This window comes from Acinetobacter calcoaceticus, from assembly GCF_051947995.1.
Lineage (GTDB): Bacteria > Pseudomonadota > Gammaproteobacteria > Pseudomonadales > Moraxellaceae > Acinetobacter.
Genome location: NZ_JBLVVH010000008.1, coordinates 1 through 15,750 on the forward strand (window position 1 = coordinate 1; position 15,750 = coordinate 15,750).

Genomic DNA, 15,750 nt, shown 5'->3' on the forward strand with positions numbered 1-15,750 from the left:
TGATAATGCCTGTGACACGGCTGAGTTGTCCCTGATCGGTGACGGTATCAATGGCAGCTTGGCTGCCGATGAACTGTTTCAGGGGAATGGTGGCATTGGTCGACAGGCAGATCAGCTCAGCCTTAAAACCGGCATTCAGCGCATGCTGACCATCAATGCGTTGCAGGAAAACTTGGGTATTTAAATTTTGATTCGAAAACTGAATATGAATGGCACGTTTTTGTGCTGTAAGGCCTAAACTTTCCAGAGCCTGAAAAATATTGTTCAGCATTTTTTATAGAACATTTCATTAAATTTGCCATATTTTACTCAAAAAAACGATTTAATGTCTATACAGTTCTGTCTATAGATGACCATAATTGTCACATTCTATTTATTTTTTTAAACTTCCCTGTTAAGTACTGCACACGCTGCTGCTCAAAAAGACGTTTCCCTTTGCTCAGCCGCTGCGGATTTATTTGGTCAAGCGGATGACTTTACCGTAATGTGTTGGGTTGAGTCTGATCACCAATATGGCCACCACTACGACCATGGCAAAGTGCCAGATCCAGCCGAGTGTATAATGACCTGTAACGCCATGAAATACTGCAAGCAGCCAAGGCGCAAGCGCTGCAAGTAAAAATCCGCCGCCCTGCATCAAGGCGGAAAGCTGTCCGGCATGGGCAGGATCAGCCAGATGATCGAGTACCACAATCATCAGCAAGGCAAAACAGCCACCCAAGCCTGCGCCTAAACTCACTACCCAAAAATAAGGCAAAGATTCGGGCATAAAAGCCAGACCTGCAAATCCAAGCAATTGCATGATCAGGGTTAAGGCAATCCAGAAACGGCGATCCTGATTGCGTCGGGATAAATAAGGCAACAGCAGCGCTGCTACAGCCTGACTCAGTGTCAGTAGCGCCATCAGATTACCGCTCGCGGTCGCACTCCAGCCCAGCTCCTGATAGGCAGGCGCCAGCCATGCCACGATCGAACTATAGCCGCCATTAATCAGTCCAAAACAGCAAATCAATAACCAGGTACGTGGCTGTTTCAACAACACCCCAACCGATGGCAAGGTGTACTGAGATTTTGCAGGTCGAGCTAAAAAACAACTAGCCAGTAGAAATGCAGCTATTGCAGGCAAGCTAAACACAGATAAACCAATTTTCCAGTTTCCGGTCATACCGGTTACCAGAGGTGCAATCAAAGCCCCCAAAGCGCCACCGCCCATCAACATGGCAGAATACAGCCCCATCATCGGCCCCAGATGATCCGCAAATTCTCTTTTGATCATGCTCGGAAAACTGGCCTGTACCATCGCCACCCCTAAGCCAATAATGGCCGCAGTCACAATCAGGAATCCGCCATTCGGACTGATAAAACGTAATGCACAGCCGAGACAGATAATTGCTAAAGCCATCAGAATGGCCTTACGTTCACCCAAGGCACTTTGTATCGCCGGCCCAACGAAGGCAATGATACCCATCAGCAGCATCGGCACCAAGGTGAGTAAAGCGATGCCTTGCAAACTGAGGCCAGTTCCCGTTCTTATCGAATTCGCGACCGGCCCGATACTGGTCATAAAAGGCCGCAAATTTAGCCCGACCAGTGCCACGGTCGCGATGAGTAACGGACGATGTTGAGGAGAAGTCAGCATGATTCAGACCAGTGATTTCCAGTATGCATACAAATCGGGCTTGTGCTCCAGCCGTACAGGAACATAGCGAATCTGCATCGACTGCTCGGCAAAAGGCTTGGCCAGGTCGGCATAAATTGCGGCAGTAGATAAGCCAAAGGGTTCACCCGCTTCATTTGAATAGGCATAAGTCACGGCTTGTATACCTGCCATACGCATGGCAGCCATACACATCGGACAGGGATGTCCACTGGCAAACACCGAACATCCTTCCAGATTGGCCGAGTTCAGCTGTTTGCTGGCTGCACGGATGGCCTGTAACTCTGCATGCGCAGTGGGATCATTGCTGCTGAGAATCTGATTCACACCGGTCGCAATGACCACGCCATCTTTGACAATCACCGCCCCGAATGGACGGCCACCCGCCTCACTATTCTGATAGGCAAGTTCAATGGCCTGACGAAGAAAATCTGTATCGTTATTCATGTTCATACTCTCAGCCTTATTTTGCACCAGCCGCCAATAATGCATTTTCAATCTGCTTATAGCCACGCGTCTGCGCATGGGCTAGAGGTGTTACACCATCACGATCAGCCAGATTGACATTGGCCCCTGCCTTAATTAGAAGATCGACGATTTGCTGGTATTGCTTATCACCATTGCCCAGCATGATGGCTTCCAGTAATGCCGTCCAGCCCAGATGATTGACATGATCAACATTCACACCAGCCGCAATTAGGGTTTTTACCGTGTCTACATGTCCCCGCTCAGTTGCAGGAATCAAGGCTGTGCCGCCATAACGATTGGTACTTTTCAGGTCTGCACCATGTTGCAAGGTCATGTTCAAGATCTCTAAATGTCCTCTTGCACCTGCATAAAGATAAGGACTGTCCTGAATATCGTCCTTGGCATTGACATCAGCCCCAGCCTTGATCAACGCCTGAGCCGCCTGAATATGGTTGGCGCGTGTAGCAATCATTAACGCGGTTGCACCTGATGAGTCACGTACATCGATGTCTGGACTTTTAGACAAGAGTTGCTCGATACGGGCCACATCATTGTGTGCTGCCGCCTGATGTAAAGCATCATTTTGCATCGTATCTCCTGAGCTGGCATTACCACAGGCGGATAATGTCATCACCAAAGCAGCAGCGATTAAGGACTTGTTCATCGACTTCCTCCTAGCAAACATAAAAAGGCAGCAAAGATGCCGACAACCTTGTGGTTGATCAATACCATCCTTCAAATCAATTCGCCTCTGAGTTGAGCATAACGAGGTTCATGGCTATTTAAAAATTAAATTATTGAATCAAATGTATTAAGATAATGAATAGCTAAACTTTCAAAACAATTTAAATCAATGAGTTAGTACCATGTTTGATCCACGCTTGTTACGTGCTTTTGTCACGATTATTGAAGCAGGTAGTTTTACTCTCGCGGCCGAACGCTTGCACATGACGCAATCAACGGTTAGCCAGCAACTGGCAAGGCTGGAACAAGCTACAGGAAAGCAGCTGATTGATCGTCATGCCCGGCCAATGCAGCTGACCAGCGCAGGTGAATATCTGATTAGTTATGCCCGACGCATTCTGGCACTGCAGCAAGAGGCCCAGAATGTGCTCGGTGATCCAACAGGCACCATCCCGATTCATATCGGTTTGCCGGAAGATATTATGAATACTGACATGGCGCTGGCATTAAGTGCATTTAGCAAACAGCATCGTAGTATTCGGCTAGATGTAACCGCTGGACTGAGTCGGGATCTGATGGAAGGCTATCGAAGTGGACAATTTGATCTGGTGATTGTGAAAGAAGCCATTGCCAGTGCGGATCGTCATGCGACTTTTCCAGAGCAAATGGCATGGTTTGAAAGTATCGATCATGGCGGGAACTGGTCTGATCCAGTTCCACTGGTGACCTTTCCACAAGGCGGGCTGTATCGGGAAGACATGTTCGAGCAAATTGAACGTGAACGGCGACATTGGTATATCGCATTTACCAGTAATAGTCTCGCCAGTGTACTGGTGGGCGTTGAAACAGGGCTGGGCTTGTCACTGCTCCCGGTGGCAACCACCTGGGGCTATCGGGTACGTGAATATTCTGGGCTGGGTCAGGCTCATCCCATGACGGTTTCGATCTATGCCTGGGATAAGGAGGGTCCGGTAGCTCAGCTGGTCGAGCAAATGACTGCGGTGCTGCAACATCGTTTTGATCAGAGCAGAACCGCAGGAGGATGAATCTGAAATAATCGCTCAATCCATCTACCGTCTTTAAGTGCCAAGTCCTAGGCTCTATGTGCCAAAAATAACAGCCATGGCACAGGAAGTTAAATCCCTTCTTTTACTGTCAAGACAGCCTCTACAACGCTGACTACTATCCAGAGAAATAGACAGCTTTGATGAGTAAGTCAGTATGGTCAAACAGACAGAGAAACGATACAGCCAGTATAGCCGTAATAATCTGATTTTTAATGTGATTGATTCAGGCCCAATTGATGGCAAACCGGTTATTCTATTACACGGTTTTCCCGAAACGGCACACAGCTGGCAAGCCACCAGCGCCCTTCTGAATCAGCATAACTTCCGCACCTTTGCCATTGAACAACGTGGCTACAGCCAAGCCGCTTCACCCAAAGGGCGTTTTAAGTATGCCATTGACGAACTGGCTGCCGATGTCAAAAGCTTTATCGATCTACTTGGACAGCCAGTGTACGTGATTGGTCATGACTGGGGCTCAATCGTGGCCTGTGAATTGGCCCAGCAGCATCCCGATCTGGTCAAACACCTGACCTTAATCTCGGTACCGCATACAGGTGCATTCCTAAAGGCCATGTTCAGTAGCTCGCAAATTTTCAGCTCGTACTATATCGGCTTTTTCCAACTGCCCTTTATTCCTGAACTGTTATTTAAGAGAGCCAAGACACTCAGCCATTTCTTGCTGAAAAACTCAGGCATGAATGCAGCGCAAATCCAGGATTTTCAGCAATATCTCATTCAGGAAAATCGTATCGGCACAGCGATTCACTGGTATCGCAGCATGCCATTGGCACCGATTCGGTCCACCTTTAAGAAGGTAAAAGTACCCACCCTGTTTATCTGGGGAGATAAGGATATTGCGGTTGGCAAGAAAAGTGCTCAACTCAATCAACAGTTTTTTTCAGGCTCGTACCAAGCGGTCTATCTGGATGCCACACATTGGATCCCTTCACAAAATGCCGAGCAGTTGAGCCATTATTTTATTAATGCCGTAAATGGAGGAGAAAATCATGCATCCTAAACAACGAATGGAAAATCACTATCTTAAACAGCGTCGTGTCCAATTTGATTTTAGTCATACCCCCGAACACTGGATTTATGACAACCCATTTGCAACCCACTTAATCAATGCCGTGCATTTGATTTTACCTGTTGGCGAGCTGTGGATGTGTCGTACCTTTAATGAAGCGCTTCCCTATGTCACAGATGAAAAACTTCGCGCCGATGTAAAAGGCTTTGTACATCAAGAAGCCCATCACGCAGCAGCCCATAAAGTTGCTCAAGACTATTTAAGACATTATGACTATGAAATTGATGAATTTATTGGATCCTTAGATACGATCGCCAAGCAACTGAATACCGCACCTTTAGGCCTGGCACTGTCAAAAAATCTGGAATATCGCTGGCTGACCATTCGCGTAGGTATCGCCGCTGCCGTTGAACATTTTACCACCATGTTAGGCACCTGGTGTCTGGATGACCAACCTTGGCAAAATAAAACTGCGGACGAAATGATGTCTGATCTGATGACCTGGCATCTGGCAGAAGAAGTTGAGCATCGTAGTGTTGCTTTTGATTTATATATGCATTTATGCGGCGAGGAAAATAAAGTCTTTGCCTACTTGCAACGTCAAATCATCATGACAGCGGTGGCCCCGGGCTTTACCTTTGCAATCTATCAATGCTTCAAGAAGCTGACACAGCAAGATGCACGGGCCAAACGCTATCATCACTATGGTCTGCTTCGCTCACTGGCCCAAACCGTGATTGAAAATGCCCGCAACAAACAGGTGCCGAGCTTTTTCTCAATGATGTTGAGCCTAAGACATTGGTTAAAGCCGAGCTATCATCCATTTTATGAGGGCGACACGTTTAAAGCCTTACAGGTGATCGACAACTCACCCGCAGTCAAAGCCTTAACCCAGCAGTTACGGGTTTGTTAAGACACCCGATTATACTTTTCCTCTTTTAGGCACCTCCCCGTGCCTTTTTTTATTTTCCCTATTTAACGCACAAATAAAAAAGCCTTATAGAAATAAGGCTTTTTTATTTCAGATTTATCGATGAAAGATATAACTATAGCTATCAAATTCTTTCATATCATTTTGCATATATTGCAGGGTCCATGGATAATTCACCACATTGGTTTTATGCTCGTCAAGATAATAACTCGCACATCCACCCTGATTAAATACAGTGCCCGAAAGCTTATTCTGTAGCTTCTGATTATAGCGTTTATCCGCATGAACATTAATCTCAAAACTTTTCAATTGATTATCCAGAATAAAGCGAATGGCTTTCACTGCATAATTGACCTGATGCTCCGCAGCGCTAATTAAAGAGTTATAGCTAATACTATTTGGCCCCAGTAGCATAAATGCATTAGGCAGATCTTTTACGACACAACCTTTATAAGCTTGTACCGTATGGGTTTGCCAAACCTCATCCAGTATCACACCGGTTTTGGTCATAATCCGCTTGGCAATAGGAGGTTTTGCCACCTCAAAGCCGGTACTCCACACAATGATATCCAGTGGAATTTCCTTGCCCTCCACAAGCACCCCATTTTCTGTCACTTGCTTGAGACCCTGATTAATGAGTTGTACATTTTTAGCTGCTAATGCAGGATAGTAGGTATTCGAAAATAAAATCCGTTTACATCCCAAGGTAAATTTTGGTCGGACTTTCTCTCGCAATACCGGATCCTGAATCTGGTAATGCATCCAGTTAATCAAGCCTTTACCGAATAGATCCAGGGTCTTCGGTTGATTGACACTGGAACTGAACATGTCCATGGAAATACTGGTCACTTTGCGTAGAGAATGCATGGTAAAAGGAACTTTTTGCTGAACACTTTTAGACACATCATGCAATACCAGATTCGGTTTTGGAATTACCCAAGGTGCAGTACGCTGAAATACATACAGCTGATCAACAATAGACTGAATTGCAGGAATAATCTGAATCGCAGATGCCCCCGTACCGACCACCGCAACACGTTTATTGCTTAAATCGACCGAATGATCCCATTGTGCTGAATGAAACACTTTGCCCTTAAAGCGGTCCAGCCCCTTAACCATAGGGCTAGCAGGTTCGCTTAAAGGCCCTGTAGCAAAAAAGACAAATCTGGCCGTATAGTTGCCCTGACTGGTTGCAAGCCCCCAGACATGATCTTCAGTTGACCACTGCGCTGTATAAAGTTCGGTATTAAATAAAATATGTCGATCGATGTTATAACGTCTGGTCACATCTTTAATATATTGCTGTATTTCCTTTTGCTTTGCGAATATATGACTCCAATTGGGATTCGGCGCGAACGAATAGGAATAAATAGAAGATGGCACGTCACATTCACAACCCGGATAGGTATTTTCTCGCCAGACCCCACCGACCTCACCTGATTTTTCAATAATGATAAAATTATCGATGTTTTGCTGTTTCAGCCTGATACCTGCTGCAATTCCAGAAAACCCCGCACCGATAATGACCACATCAAATTGATGTTGATTTAATACAACATCTTGCTTTAAATCTGGCATTTCCAACTCCAAAATATAAAAATATTTTCACTTCAAGCCGTTAATAAATTAATCAAATTATTAACAGACCTAGCTATGGAAAATAATTCGAATGCCGGATAAACACTTGACCGTTAATGCCAAACTAAAATAACCAAAGTCAAATAAAGCGGTGGAAAAACCATTATATTTTTAATTCATCATATTATGTAGATTTGCCCTGTAATTTTGTCCCATGATGATAAATATCTTTATAACTGATTCAGCTAAAATAAATAATTGACTGAATTATGATACTAGACTAGCGGATCGAAATAGAGTTAAAGGACCTGACTTTAGAATGAGCTGAGCAATGATGACTGAAATTCCAAGTATTCCCTCGGTTCTTCTGGAACTGATTGCCAAATATCTCCAGCAAAAAAATATAACCAATCTCCAACTCAATGAATTGAGCAAGCAATATGCGCATCAACAGCGGATGCCCCTGCATAAATGGAGTCAACTGCTCGAAGATATTTACCAGCAGCATCCTGTACCAGTAATGGGATATTATATTGGCGAGTTGGTCGAACCGCATCATATCCATATCATGGGCTATCTTGCCCTTTCAAGTCCTGATTTATATGGTTTTTTAAACAGCTTTAAGAACTTTCAACTGATCCTGCAAAACTCCGCTGCTTTTTCAATTACACATACAGCAGATCAGTTTTGCATGTGCTGGACTCCGGTCACAGAGAAGAATTCACAACTGACCAATGAGGTTCTCATCTCAGGTATACTCAATACCATCCGCAAAATCCTACATCGTCCAGACATCAAGGCTGCGAAAATCGAATTTTCTGCTGTTACACCTGCAGATCCAACACCCTATCCAGAAATTTATGACTGTCCTGTCAGCTTTGATGCTGATGCGTTAAAACTCTGGTTACCCAATGAAATTCTGCAGTACCCGATTCCCAGCAGCGATCCACATCTCAAAAAAATTCTTGACCAGCAAGCAGAAGCACTGCTTAAGAGCATTCCCAATCCGGATACATTTTTAAAAGACTTGCAGTTACTGATTGTCCATATGCTTAAAACCGGCGAGCCTTCAGCAGATCATATTGCCAGACAGCTCAATCTGTCCTTAAGAAGTTTTTATCGCAAACTGAGTGGCTATCAATTGCAATATAGTGATCTGGTCAAAAGCATTCGTTTGGAACTGGCAAAAACCTATCTCACCAGCTCAGAACTCTCGCTCACAGAAATCGCCTTCTTACTGGGTTATGCAGAACAAAGCGCCTTTAGCCGTGCCTTTAAACAGTGGGAAAATATGTCTCCCTCTGATTATCGAAAAAATCATCCTCCCTAGCACATGCTTAAAAGCAAAAGGGGTGAATCATCGAAATGATTCACCCCTCTCAAGAATTTATAGATGAAGGTTTAGAAGCTAAAGCCTATATTTAGATTGATGCGGTATAACCATTGGTCACTATAGGGCGAAACCGTTGAGGTATAGCCTGTGGCATTAGAAGCCCCGCCGATAATATTGGAGTTTTTACCCCAGGTATAATCGGCCCAGACCATAAACGGCGAAGCAATAAACATCATCCCGGTGGTATTCATTTGTGAAGCCGACCAGTCATCACGTTTCTTGTCCATATAACTATAGTCATTATAGAAACGGATGGCCTTGAGTTTGCCCATATTCTGCACCGGCAAGGTATAAGCCAGATTTAAACTGGCTACGGTGGCTTCTGACGCAATGAAATAGGCAGGCGTAAAGCCATTGTTGCCCATCAAGGTCACATCATTGCTCACCCCATCCGGATTTTTGGCATCATATTGATAATGAATCACCGAGCTTTGTAGATTAAAGCGTTTGTAATTATTGTCGCTATGCAGACCGACCGCATAATACTGACCATTCTTATCTGTGGTCTTGTTATGCAATTGCGCAATCGCACCCGACACACCAAATTCCTGCTTACCGAATTCAGTTTCCAGTTTGCGTACAATACGGGTATTAAACTGATGGCGCTTTTCATTCTGATAGGCTTTTTGGGTTGGGAAAGCATTTTCAGCCAAATCATCATAAGTGGCACTTTCAGGCGAATAGCGTAGGCTGGTATCCAGCATTTGCGGATAATAGCCCAGCTTGATATCCCAGTCCTTGTTATTAAAATTCCAGTTCAATCCGGGTGCGATATTATTGCCATAGCCCAGGAAAAAAGGAATATGGTAAGTCCAGCCATTTTGCGGATAAGGATAAATCGCAAAAGGTTTGTACACCAGACCGGCTTCAATACTGTTGTTCTGGTCAAGATTATAGCCGACATAGGCTTTCTCGACCGAACGCTTTTCCTGATCCTGAAACAGGTAACTGGCATTAAAATAGGCATCGTCAAACTTGCCTTTCAGGTCGACCCTGAAAATATCAAAATAAAGCTTACCGAATCCGCCATTCGGTCCTTCCCAAGCTTCATAACGCTGATTCAGCCGTACCACCCCGCCGAGTTTAACTGAATCGGTTCCATCTTCACTTTTCCATTCTAGGGCTGAGCTTTGTGCAAACACCTGGGATGGTGTACCCAAATAACATGCAGCAAGCATCGCGACCATCACTGTCTTTTTCATCGGTTGTTCCTTCGCTTTCGTCCCAACGATCCTGTTGGTCTTGTTGTTGTTTTACCTATAAAACATAGTTTTTATGGCGATATGGGCAAAAATTTTTGCCCATATCGCGGTCTTCACATCAGCACGGACTGCCAATGCTCAGTGGGATTAGTACAGTTTTTTCTGTGGCGGACCTGCGAAGTTCAATGGCCCAATTGAATGCATATCCAGCTCAATTACACTTGGACCTTTAAAATCAACCGCTTGCTGAATCACGGTCTTGAATTCATCCGCACTGCCCACTTTCCAGCTCTTCACGCCCATGGCTTCGCCTAAAACCTTATAGTCCGGGGTATGCAATTCATTGAAATACTGGCGACCACCGAAGTAGTTATTTTGAATGCCACGCATTACGCCATAACCGCCATCATTCATGATCATCAGCACCATATTGGTATTTTCTTGCGCCATGGTGGCGATTTCACCGATGCCTAACATCAAACCGCCATCACCGACCAAGCCAATGACTTTTTTATCAGGATTGGCAATTGAGGCACCAATTGCAGTGGCTAATCCCAAACCAATGGCGCCTGCGAGAGAGTGAATATTCTGGTTTGGTGCTTGTACCGGGAATAAACGGCTGCCCCAGGTACTGCCAGACATGGTAATGTCACGTACAAAAATACCGTCTTGTGGTAATGCAGCACGTAAGTGATCACAGATCAAAGCATACTGATCTAACTGGGTACGTAGCGCATCGATTGCCGCCTGCTTGGCCTTCACCACAGCTGCATCATAATCTGCGTCGACTTTGGATACGCCTTGCAACCCCTTCAAGACACGTTGCAATACATCTTTGGCATCGCCACAAATAAAATTACGAACTTTGTAATTACGCTGCTGTGCCACAGGATTGGCGTCAATCTGGATAATATTGTCAGGGAACTGTACCGAATAGGTTTTGGTTTCATTACTACGTAACCGAGAACCCACGACCACCAATAGATCAGCCTCTTTGAGCAACTGCTCAACCCCTGCCGAGTTATGGAATGCGCCTAGGCTACGCGGATGATCATCTGCCAACACACCACGTGCATGGGTCGATGACACCACCGGAATCCCAAGATCGGCAATCGCCTTGACTTCTGCAACACTGTTCAGCGTTCCACCACCAATCCAGAACACTGGGCGTTTGGCTTTCTTCAGTTCATCGACAATCAGGTCAACTTCCACCTGTTCAGCTTGTGGCAATTCCAGTGCTTTTACTGGCCCCAAGTTCAGCGGTAAATCGATTTCTGCTGCCTGTACATCAATCGGCAACTCGACACTGACTGGCCCCATCGGTACCGTCGTGGCGACACGAATCGCTTCACGAATCACGCCCACTGCATTGTCAGGACTGGTGATACGAAATGCTGCTTTGCTAGATGCACGCAAGAAAGTCAGCTGATCTTTGGTTTCATGAATAAAACTGGCATCACGATCCAGATATTCACGCTCTACCTGTCCGGTTAAATGCAACACTGGACTGCCTGCATTCATCGCTTCAATCAATGAGCCGACTGCATTACCTGCACCGGCACCAGTACTGGTGAGCGCTACACCGAGTCCTTTAAAACGTGAATGACCATCGGCCATCGTGACCGCACCCGCTTCACCGCGTGCCGCCACAAAACGGATTTTTTCACGTCGACCCACTGCATCGGCAATCGGTAAGTTATGGATCGAGATTACCCCGTAAATACTGTCTACCTGATGTGCTTCTAAAACACGGGCGATGGCTTCGCCGACATTTACACGTTCTGTCATTTGTATATTCCTCAAAAACGGTTCATTCCATGAATGTATTAATTCGCCCAAGGATTTGGCTGCTCGCTTAATCCCATATAGATACTTTTTTGTTGCATATAAGACAAAATGCCTAAACGACCTTTTTCACGCCCAATGCCACTTTCTTTAAAGCCGCCAAATGGCGCAGAAATCGAGAATTTCTTATAGGTATTGATCCAGACCGTACCCACTTCTAAAGCACGGGCAATTTGCCATGCCTTACGATAGTTTTCCGTCCAGATACCTGCAGCAAGTCCAAAACAGCTGTCATTGGCTTGTGCAAGCAAATCTTGTTCATCGTCATATTTCATGACCACCAGTACAGGGCCAAAAATCTCTTCCTGACAGGTCTGCGCTGAATTGCTTAAACCGGTAATGATGGTGGGTAAATAATAGCTGCCTTTGGCAAACTCACCTTCTGTCAAGGCATGCCCACCCACCAGCACTTGCCCACCTTCCTGCTTAGCCAGTTGGACATAGGCATCGACAGAGGCCAGATGTTTCGGATTGATCAAAGAGCCAAGGTGTACGCCTGCAGTTTCCGGATGTCCAACCCGTAAGCCTTTGGTGATCTCGACCAGACGACTAAGGAACTGATCATAGATGTTGCTGTGTACAAATAAACGTGAACCTGCAATACAGGCTTGTCCAGCCGAACTAAAGATGCCGTAAGCCACGCCCTTGGCTGCCAGTTCAATATCTGCATCTGGCAATACAATCGTTGGAGACTTTCCACCCAATTCCAAAGAGGTGGTAATCAGTTTATCGGCTGCCAAATGTGCCAGATGACGACCCGTGGTGGTTCCACCGGTAAATGAAATTTTACGTACCAGAGGATGCTTTACGATCGCATCTCCAATCACCGAACCACGTCCGACCAGTACACTGAGTAAACCTTTCGGTAGTCCTGCTTCTTCAAAGATTTTGGCGAGTTCCAATGCAATCAAAGAAGTCACTTCTGCAGGCTTTAGAATCACGGCATTACCTCCCGCAAGCGCAGGTGCCAGTTTCTGTACTTCACTGGCAATCGGCGAGTTCCACGGGGTAATTGCAGCCACCACGCCCACAGGTTCATGCACACTCATGGTCATGAAATCTGCAGCACGTTGCGTGGTTAGCTCATCATTTAAGGTTTCGCAGGCTGCTGCTACATAACGCGCTGTTGCCGCTGCACTTAGGGTCAGGGCACGGGTTTCAGCCAAGGGCTTGCCATTATCGCGGGTTTGTAGCTTTGAAAGTTCATCCACACGCGCTTCAATAATGTCAGCCACTTTATATAAAATACGGGCACGTTCATGCGGCATGCTATTGCGCCATTCCGCCTTACGCCAAGCCGCATCTGCCTTTTCAATGGCTTCATTGACATCCTCCAGACTCGCCGTTGAAATTTCAGCATTCACCGATTGATCTGCTGGAAATAAACTTTGAATCGTAGCGCCTTTACCTAATCGCCATTCACCAGCGATATAAATTTCCTTTACCATGATCAAATCCTTTTAAATCTGAATTGCTTCAACACTATTGCGGCAAGCGCGAATCACACTTAATGCAGCCAAGGTTGAGGTTTTGGGATTACTCGCCAATGGGACCCCCACCAGTTCAATGGTCATTTCACCAAACACGCCTTCTGCCACAATGGTGTGTTTGTTTTTGTTGATATTTGGATCAACCGTCAGCTCCACCAAGGTCTCATCCATACCCAGTCCAGCCAGTGCAATCGTGGCGGCCACATTGGCATTGGCTGGAAACTTCAAGGCTGCTTCTCTGGCTGTACCACGGAAAAAAACCGTTGCTTCGCTGACCTGATCGAGGTTGACCAGTTGTTCAGCATAGCTGCCACGCCAGCTTTTCGGACTCTTACAGCCCTTGTAAGTGACCTTTTCCAGACCGCCTTCTTTGGCCGCAGAGATCCCATCAATCCCTGCAATTGCACCCGCCAACAAATGCAGATGCGCATCATGTTGTTCTGCGGTGGTTTTCAGTTGAATTAAAAATTCGTTATCCGCCAGAGTGCCCACGGAAATCAGGCCAATGGTCCAGCCTTTTTCCAGCACTTTTTGCGCATGTTCTTTCACCGCTGCCTGACCTGCCACTTCAATCACATAGTCAGGTGTGCCCTGGCATTCATCAATTGAAGAAATGACCTGTACATCAGCCGCAACCTGCGCCCGTACTTTTTCGACACTGCGTGCAGGGACCACAATCCATTTAAGTTGCAGGTCTTGAGGCATATGCGCATACACTTCTGCTGCCATGGCGCCAAAACCGATCATCATCAACTGTTTCATGTGAACACCTTATAAATGTTTATTAAATCCACCAGAGACATCGAGTGTCGAACCTGTGGTATAGGATGCTAAAGGTGATGCAAGGAACACCAAGGCACGTGCCGGTTCTTCAGGCTTGCCTAGACGTTGCATTGGAATGCCACGGTTTTTGGCAATATTGCCTGTCCATTGTTCCCATGTTGCATTGGGATCAGAACGGGTTTCAAAACGACGTTTCCACTGGGCCGATTCCACCATACCCAACAGGATTGAATTGACCCGAATGCCGTACTGGGTAAATTCATGCGCCAGTGAATGGGTTAAATTCAGCAATGCCGCACGCGCAGATGAAGTCGCAATCATGTGCGGTTCAGGTTGCAGTGCCAGCAAAGAATTGACATTGGTAATCGACCCGCATGCCGAATGTTTTAAATCATTTAAAAATGCACGAACAGGATGTAACACACTGAAATACTTCAGTTCAATTTCTTTCATCCAGTCTTCGTCTTGAGTATTTTCAAAATTAGACACACGGCCCTGACCTGCGTTATTGATCAGCATGTCGACATTGCCCAGATGCTGATTGACCTGTTGGGCGAAGCGTTTCACATCTTCTTTATCCAAGACATTGCATGCGCTGGTGAAAATATTGGCATGCGGATATTTTTCTAAAATATATAGTCTTGATGCCGCCAAACGCTGCTCATCTCGACCACACCACGCCACCTTGGCACCTTCTGCAACTAAAATTTCGACTGCAGCCAAACCAATGCCTGACGAGCCACCTGTGACAACTGCTACTTTTCCTTCAACTTGGAAGCTCATATCCATATCTCTCGTTTAAGTCTTAATGTGCCGATAAAACAATGTCGTTAAACTGTTCAGGTTGATCGACATAACTCAGATGACCTGCATCGGTAATGAGATGACATCGGCTCAATTGCATTTCTATAGCCAGTTCCTTGATCGCTTGCGCAGGGGTAATTCCATCCTTGTCACCCGCAATCACCACACAAGGAACTGTCAGTTCTGTTAAATAATTTCGAATTTCGTCATACGCCAGCAAATAAGATGCTCGGGTAAAACCGTCTAATGTCAGTTGCCCCATCACTTCACTGACCAATGCCAGTGCCTGAGGCTCCTGTTTATAAATCAAATGTGGTCCACGACTGGCTGCCATGCCTGCATTGCCCAAGCTTTTCAACATATTCGGTCGTTTTTGATAGACCTGTGCTTTAGTGTCCTCATCGGAACGTTGATAGCCTTGTGCTGCATTGGCAAGCACTAAAGTCTGTACCCGTTCAGGATAAAGATGGGCAAACGCACTGGCCTGTAAAGCACCCAATGAATGACCAATCAGCATGGCTTTTGCAATGTTCAACGCATCCATCAAGCCCAATACTCGCTCCGCATAATCGGCTGCATTGGGTTGATCTGTGCTTAAGCCATCGGATAAGCCATAACCCGGTGCATCCCAGGCAATGACATGAAAATGCTGACCAAGTATCTCTAGCTGGTTAATCCAGGATGCTGAACCCGAGCTAATACCGTGTAGCAAAATCAGCGGCTGGCCTTGACCTGCTTCGCGATAAGCTTGCACAGCGCCATTGACGACAACGGTTTTAACGGGATAGTGAGTTAAGCGCTCAGTCAGGGTCATCATGTCA

The 15,750-nt window shown here is 45.9% G+C and carries 14 protein-coding genes and 1 pseudogene; 4 read left to right on the forward strand and 11 right to left on the reverse strand.

Translation table 11 applies throughout. The annotated features are described in order from the left end of the window. From ACNQO6_RS14530 to ACNQO6_RS14545, 4 genes and pseudogenes are all read right to left on the reverse strand, one after another. Positions 1-271 (reverse strand): annotated as a pseudogene (locus tag ACNQO6_RS14530) (type VI secretion system tip protein VgrG); the annotation flags it as partial. 183 nt (positions 272-454) lie between these two features. After that, positions 455-1,639 (reverse strand): cyanate transporter, encoded by a 1,185-nt coding sequence (locus ACNQO6_RS14535; RefSeq protein ID WP_343578660.1) that lies wholly within the window; start codon positions 1,637-1,639, stop codon positions 455-457. 3 nt (positions 1,640-1,642) lie between these two features. Beyond that, on the reverse strand, positions 1,643-2,104 hold the full coding sequence (locus tag ACNQO6_RS14540; RefSeq protein WP_440209412.1) for a nucleoside deaminase: 462 nt from the start codon (positions 2,102-2,104) through the stop codon (positions 1,643-1,645). 16 nt (positions 2,105-2,120) lie between these two features. Further along, a complete protein-coding gene (locus ACNQO6_RS14545; protein ID WP_343578662.1) occupies positions 2,121-2,789 on the reverse strand; it encodes an ankyrin repeat domain-containing protein in 669 nt (222 codons plus the stop codon). A gap of 202 nt (positions 2,790-2,991) precedes the next feature. Between ACNQO6_RS14545 and ACNQO6_RS14550 the strand changes: the two genes are divergently transcribed. From ACNQO6_RS14550 to ACNQO6_RS14560, 3 genes are all read left to right on the forward strand, one after another. After that, positions 2,992-3,855 (forward strand): LysR family transcriptional regulator, encoded by an 864-nt coding sequence (locus ACNQO6_RS14550; RefSeq protein ID WP_440209413.1) that lies wholly within the window; start codon positions 2,992-2,994, stop codon positions 3,853-3,855. 175 nt (positions 3,856-4,030) lie between these two features. Then, a complete protein-coding gene (locus ACNQO6_RS14555; RefSeq protein WP_440209414.1) occupies positions 4,031-4,894 on the forward strand; it encodes an alpha/beta fold hydrolase in 864 nt (287 codons plus the stop codon). Beyond that, complete coding sequence (locus ACNQO6_RS14560; RefSeq protein ID WP_440209415.1) at positions 4,884-5,816, forward strand: metal-dependent hydrolase; 933 nt, start codon at positions 4,884-4,886, stop codon at positions 5,814-5,816. The genes ACNQO6_RS14555 and ACNQO6_RS14560 overlap by 11 nt, the downstream gene beginning before the upstream one ends. Before the next feature lie 114 nt (positions 5,817-5,930). Here ACNQO6_RS14560 and ACNQO6_RS14565 read toward each other — a convergent pair whose 3' ends face one another. After that, positions 5,931-7,412 (reverse strand): flavin-containing monooxygenase, encoded by a 1,482-nt coding sequence (locus ACNQO6_RS14565; RefSeq protein ID WP_440209416.1) that lies wholly within the window; start codon positions 7,410-7,412, stop codon positions 5,931-5,933. Between the two features lie 334 nt (positions 7,413-7,746). On the opposite strand from ACNQO6_RS14565, the gene ACNQO6_RS14570 reads away from it, so the two are divergent. Then, positions 7,747-8,742, forward strand: a complete 996-nt coding sequence (locus ACNQO6_RS14570) for an AraC family transcriptional regulator ligand-binding domain-containing protein (protein ID WP_440209512.1) — start codon at positions 7,747-7,749, stop codon at positions 8,740-8,742. Positions 8,743-8,813: 71 nt separating this feature from the next. Here the strand turns inward: ACNQO6_RS14570 and ACNQO6_RS14575 are convergent, their stop codons facing one another. From ACNQO6_RS14575 to ACNQO6_RS14600, 6 genes are all read right to left on the reverse strand, one after another. After that, positions 8,814-10,007, reverse strand: coding sequence for a hypothetical protein (locus tag ACNQO6_RS14575; protein WP_262473986.1), 1,194 nt, complete (start codon positions 10,005-10,007; stop codon positions 8,814-8,816). Between the two features lie 147 nt (positions 10,008-10,154). Continuing rightward, positions 10,155-11,795 (reverse strand): thiamine pyrophosphate-binding protein, encoded by a 1,641-nt coding sequence (locus ACNQO6_RS14580; protein ID WP_440209417.1) that lies wholly within the window; start codon positions 11,793-11,795, stop codon positions 10,155-10,157. A gap of 38 nt (positions 11,796-11,833) precedes the next feature. Then, positions 11,834-13,300: an aldehyde dehydrogenase gene (locus ACNQO6_RS14585; RefSeq protein WP_440209418.1), complete on the reverse strand. Its 1,467-nt coding sequence runs from the start codon at positions 13,298-13,300 to the stop codon at positions 11,834-11,836. A gap of 12 nt (positions 13,301-13,312) precedes the next feature. After that, positions 13,313-14,104 (reverse strand): aspartate dehydrogenase, encoded by a 792-nt coding sequence (locus ACNQO6_RS14590; RefSeq protein ID WP_343578670.1) that lies wholly within the window; start codon positions 14,102-14,104, stop codon positions 13,313-13,315. A gap of 9 nt (positions 14,105-14,113) precedes the next feature. Beyond that, the gene (locus ACNQO6_RS14595; protein WP_343578672.1) at positions 14,114-14,908 is read right to left on the reverse strand and encodes an SDR family oxidoreductase; all 795 of its coding nucleotides are present in this window, start codon (positions 14,906-14,908) and stop codon (positions 14,114-14,116) included. Positions 14,909-14,930: 22 nt separating this feature from the next. Beyond that, a complete protein-coding gene (locus ACNQO6_RS14600; protein ID WP_440209419.1) occupies positions 14,931-15,746 on the reverse strand; it encodes an alpha/beta fold hydrolase in 816 nt (271 codons plus the stop codon). Positions 15,747-15,750 lie beyond the last annotated feature (4 nt).

Bases quoted from the DNA above. Each gene is read 5' to 3' on its own strand.
- ACNQO6_RS14535 (WP_343578660.1), bottom strand. From the start codon at position 1,639: ATGCTGACTTCTCCTCAACATCGTCCGTTACTCATCGCGACCGTGGCA.
- ACNQO6_RS14540 (WP_440209412.1), bottom strand. From the start codon at position 2,104: ATGAATAACGATACAGATTTTCTTCGTCAGGCCATTGAACTTGCCTAT.
- ACNQO6_RS14545 (WP_343578662.1), bottom strand. From the start codon at position 2,789: ATGAACAAGTCCTTAATCGCTGCTGCTTTGGTGATGACATTATCCGCC.
- ACNQO6_RS14550 (WP_440209413.1), top strand. From the start codon at position 2,992: ATGTTTGATCCACGCTTGTTACGTGCTTTTGTCACGATTATTGAAGCA.
- ACNQO6_RS14555 (WP_440209414.1), top strand. From the start codon at position 4,031: ATGGTCAAACAGACAGAGAAACGATACAGCCAGTATAGCCGTAATAAT.
- ACNQO6_RS14560 (WP_440209415.1), top strand. From the start codon at position 4,884: ATGCATCCTAAACAACGAATGGAAAATCACTATCTTAAACAGCGTCGT.
- ACNQO6_RS14565 (WP_440209416.1), bottom strand. From the start codon at position 7,412: ATGCCAGATTTAAAGCAAGATGTTGTATTAAATCAACATCAATTTGAT.
- ACNQO6_RS14570 (WP_440209512.1), top strand. From the start codon at position 7,747: ATGACTGAAATTCCAAGTATTCCCTCGGTTCTTCTGGAACTGATTGCC.
- ACNQO6_RS14575 (WP_262473986.1), bottom strand. From the start codon at position 10,007: ATGAAAAAGACAGTGATGGTCGCGATGCTTGCTGCATGTTATTTGGGT.
- ACNQO6_RS14580 (WP_440209417.1), bottom strand. From the start codon at position 11,795: ATGACAGAACGTGTAAATGTCGGCGAAGCCATCGCCCGTGTTTTAGAA.
- ACNQO6_RS14585 (WP_440209418.1), bottom strand. From the start codon at position 13,300: ATGGTAAAGGAAATTTATATCGCTGGTGAATGGCGATTAGGTAAAGGC.
- ACNQO6_RS14590 (WP_343578670.1), bottom strand. From the start codon at position 14,104: ATGAAACAGTTGATGATGATCGGTTTTGGCGCCATGGCAGCAGAAGTG.
- ACNQO6_RS14595 (WP_343578672.1), bottom strand. From the start codon at position 14,908: ATGAGCTTCCAAGTTGAAGGAAAAGTAGCAGTTGTCACAGGTGGCTCG.
- ACNQO6_RS14600 (WP_440209419.1), bottom strand. From the start codon at position 15,746: ATGATGACCCTGACTGAGCGCTTAACTCACTATCCCGTTAAAACCGTT.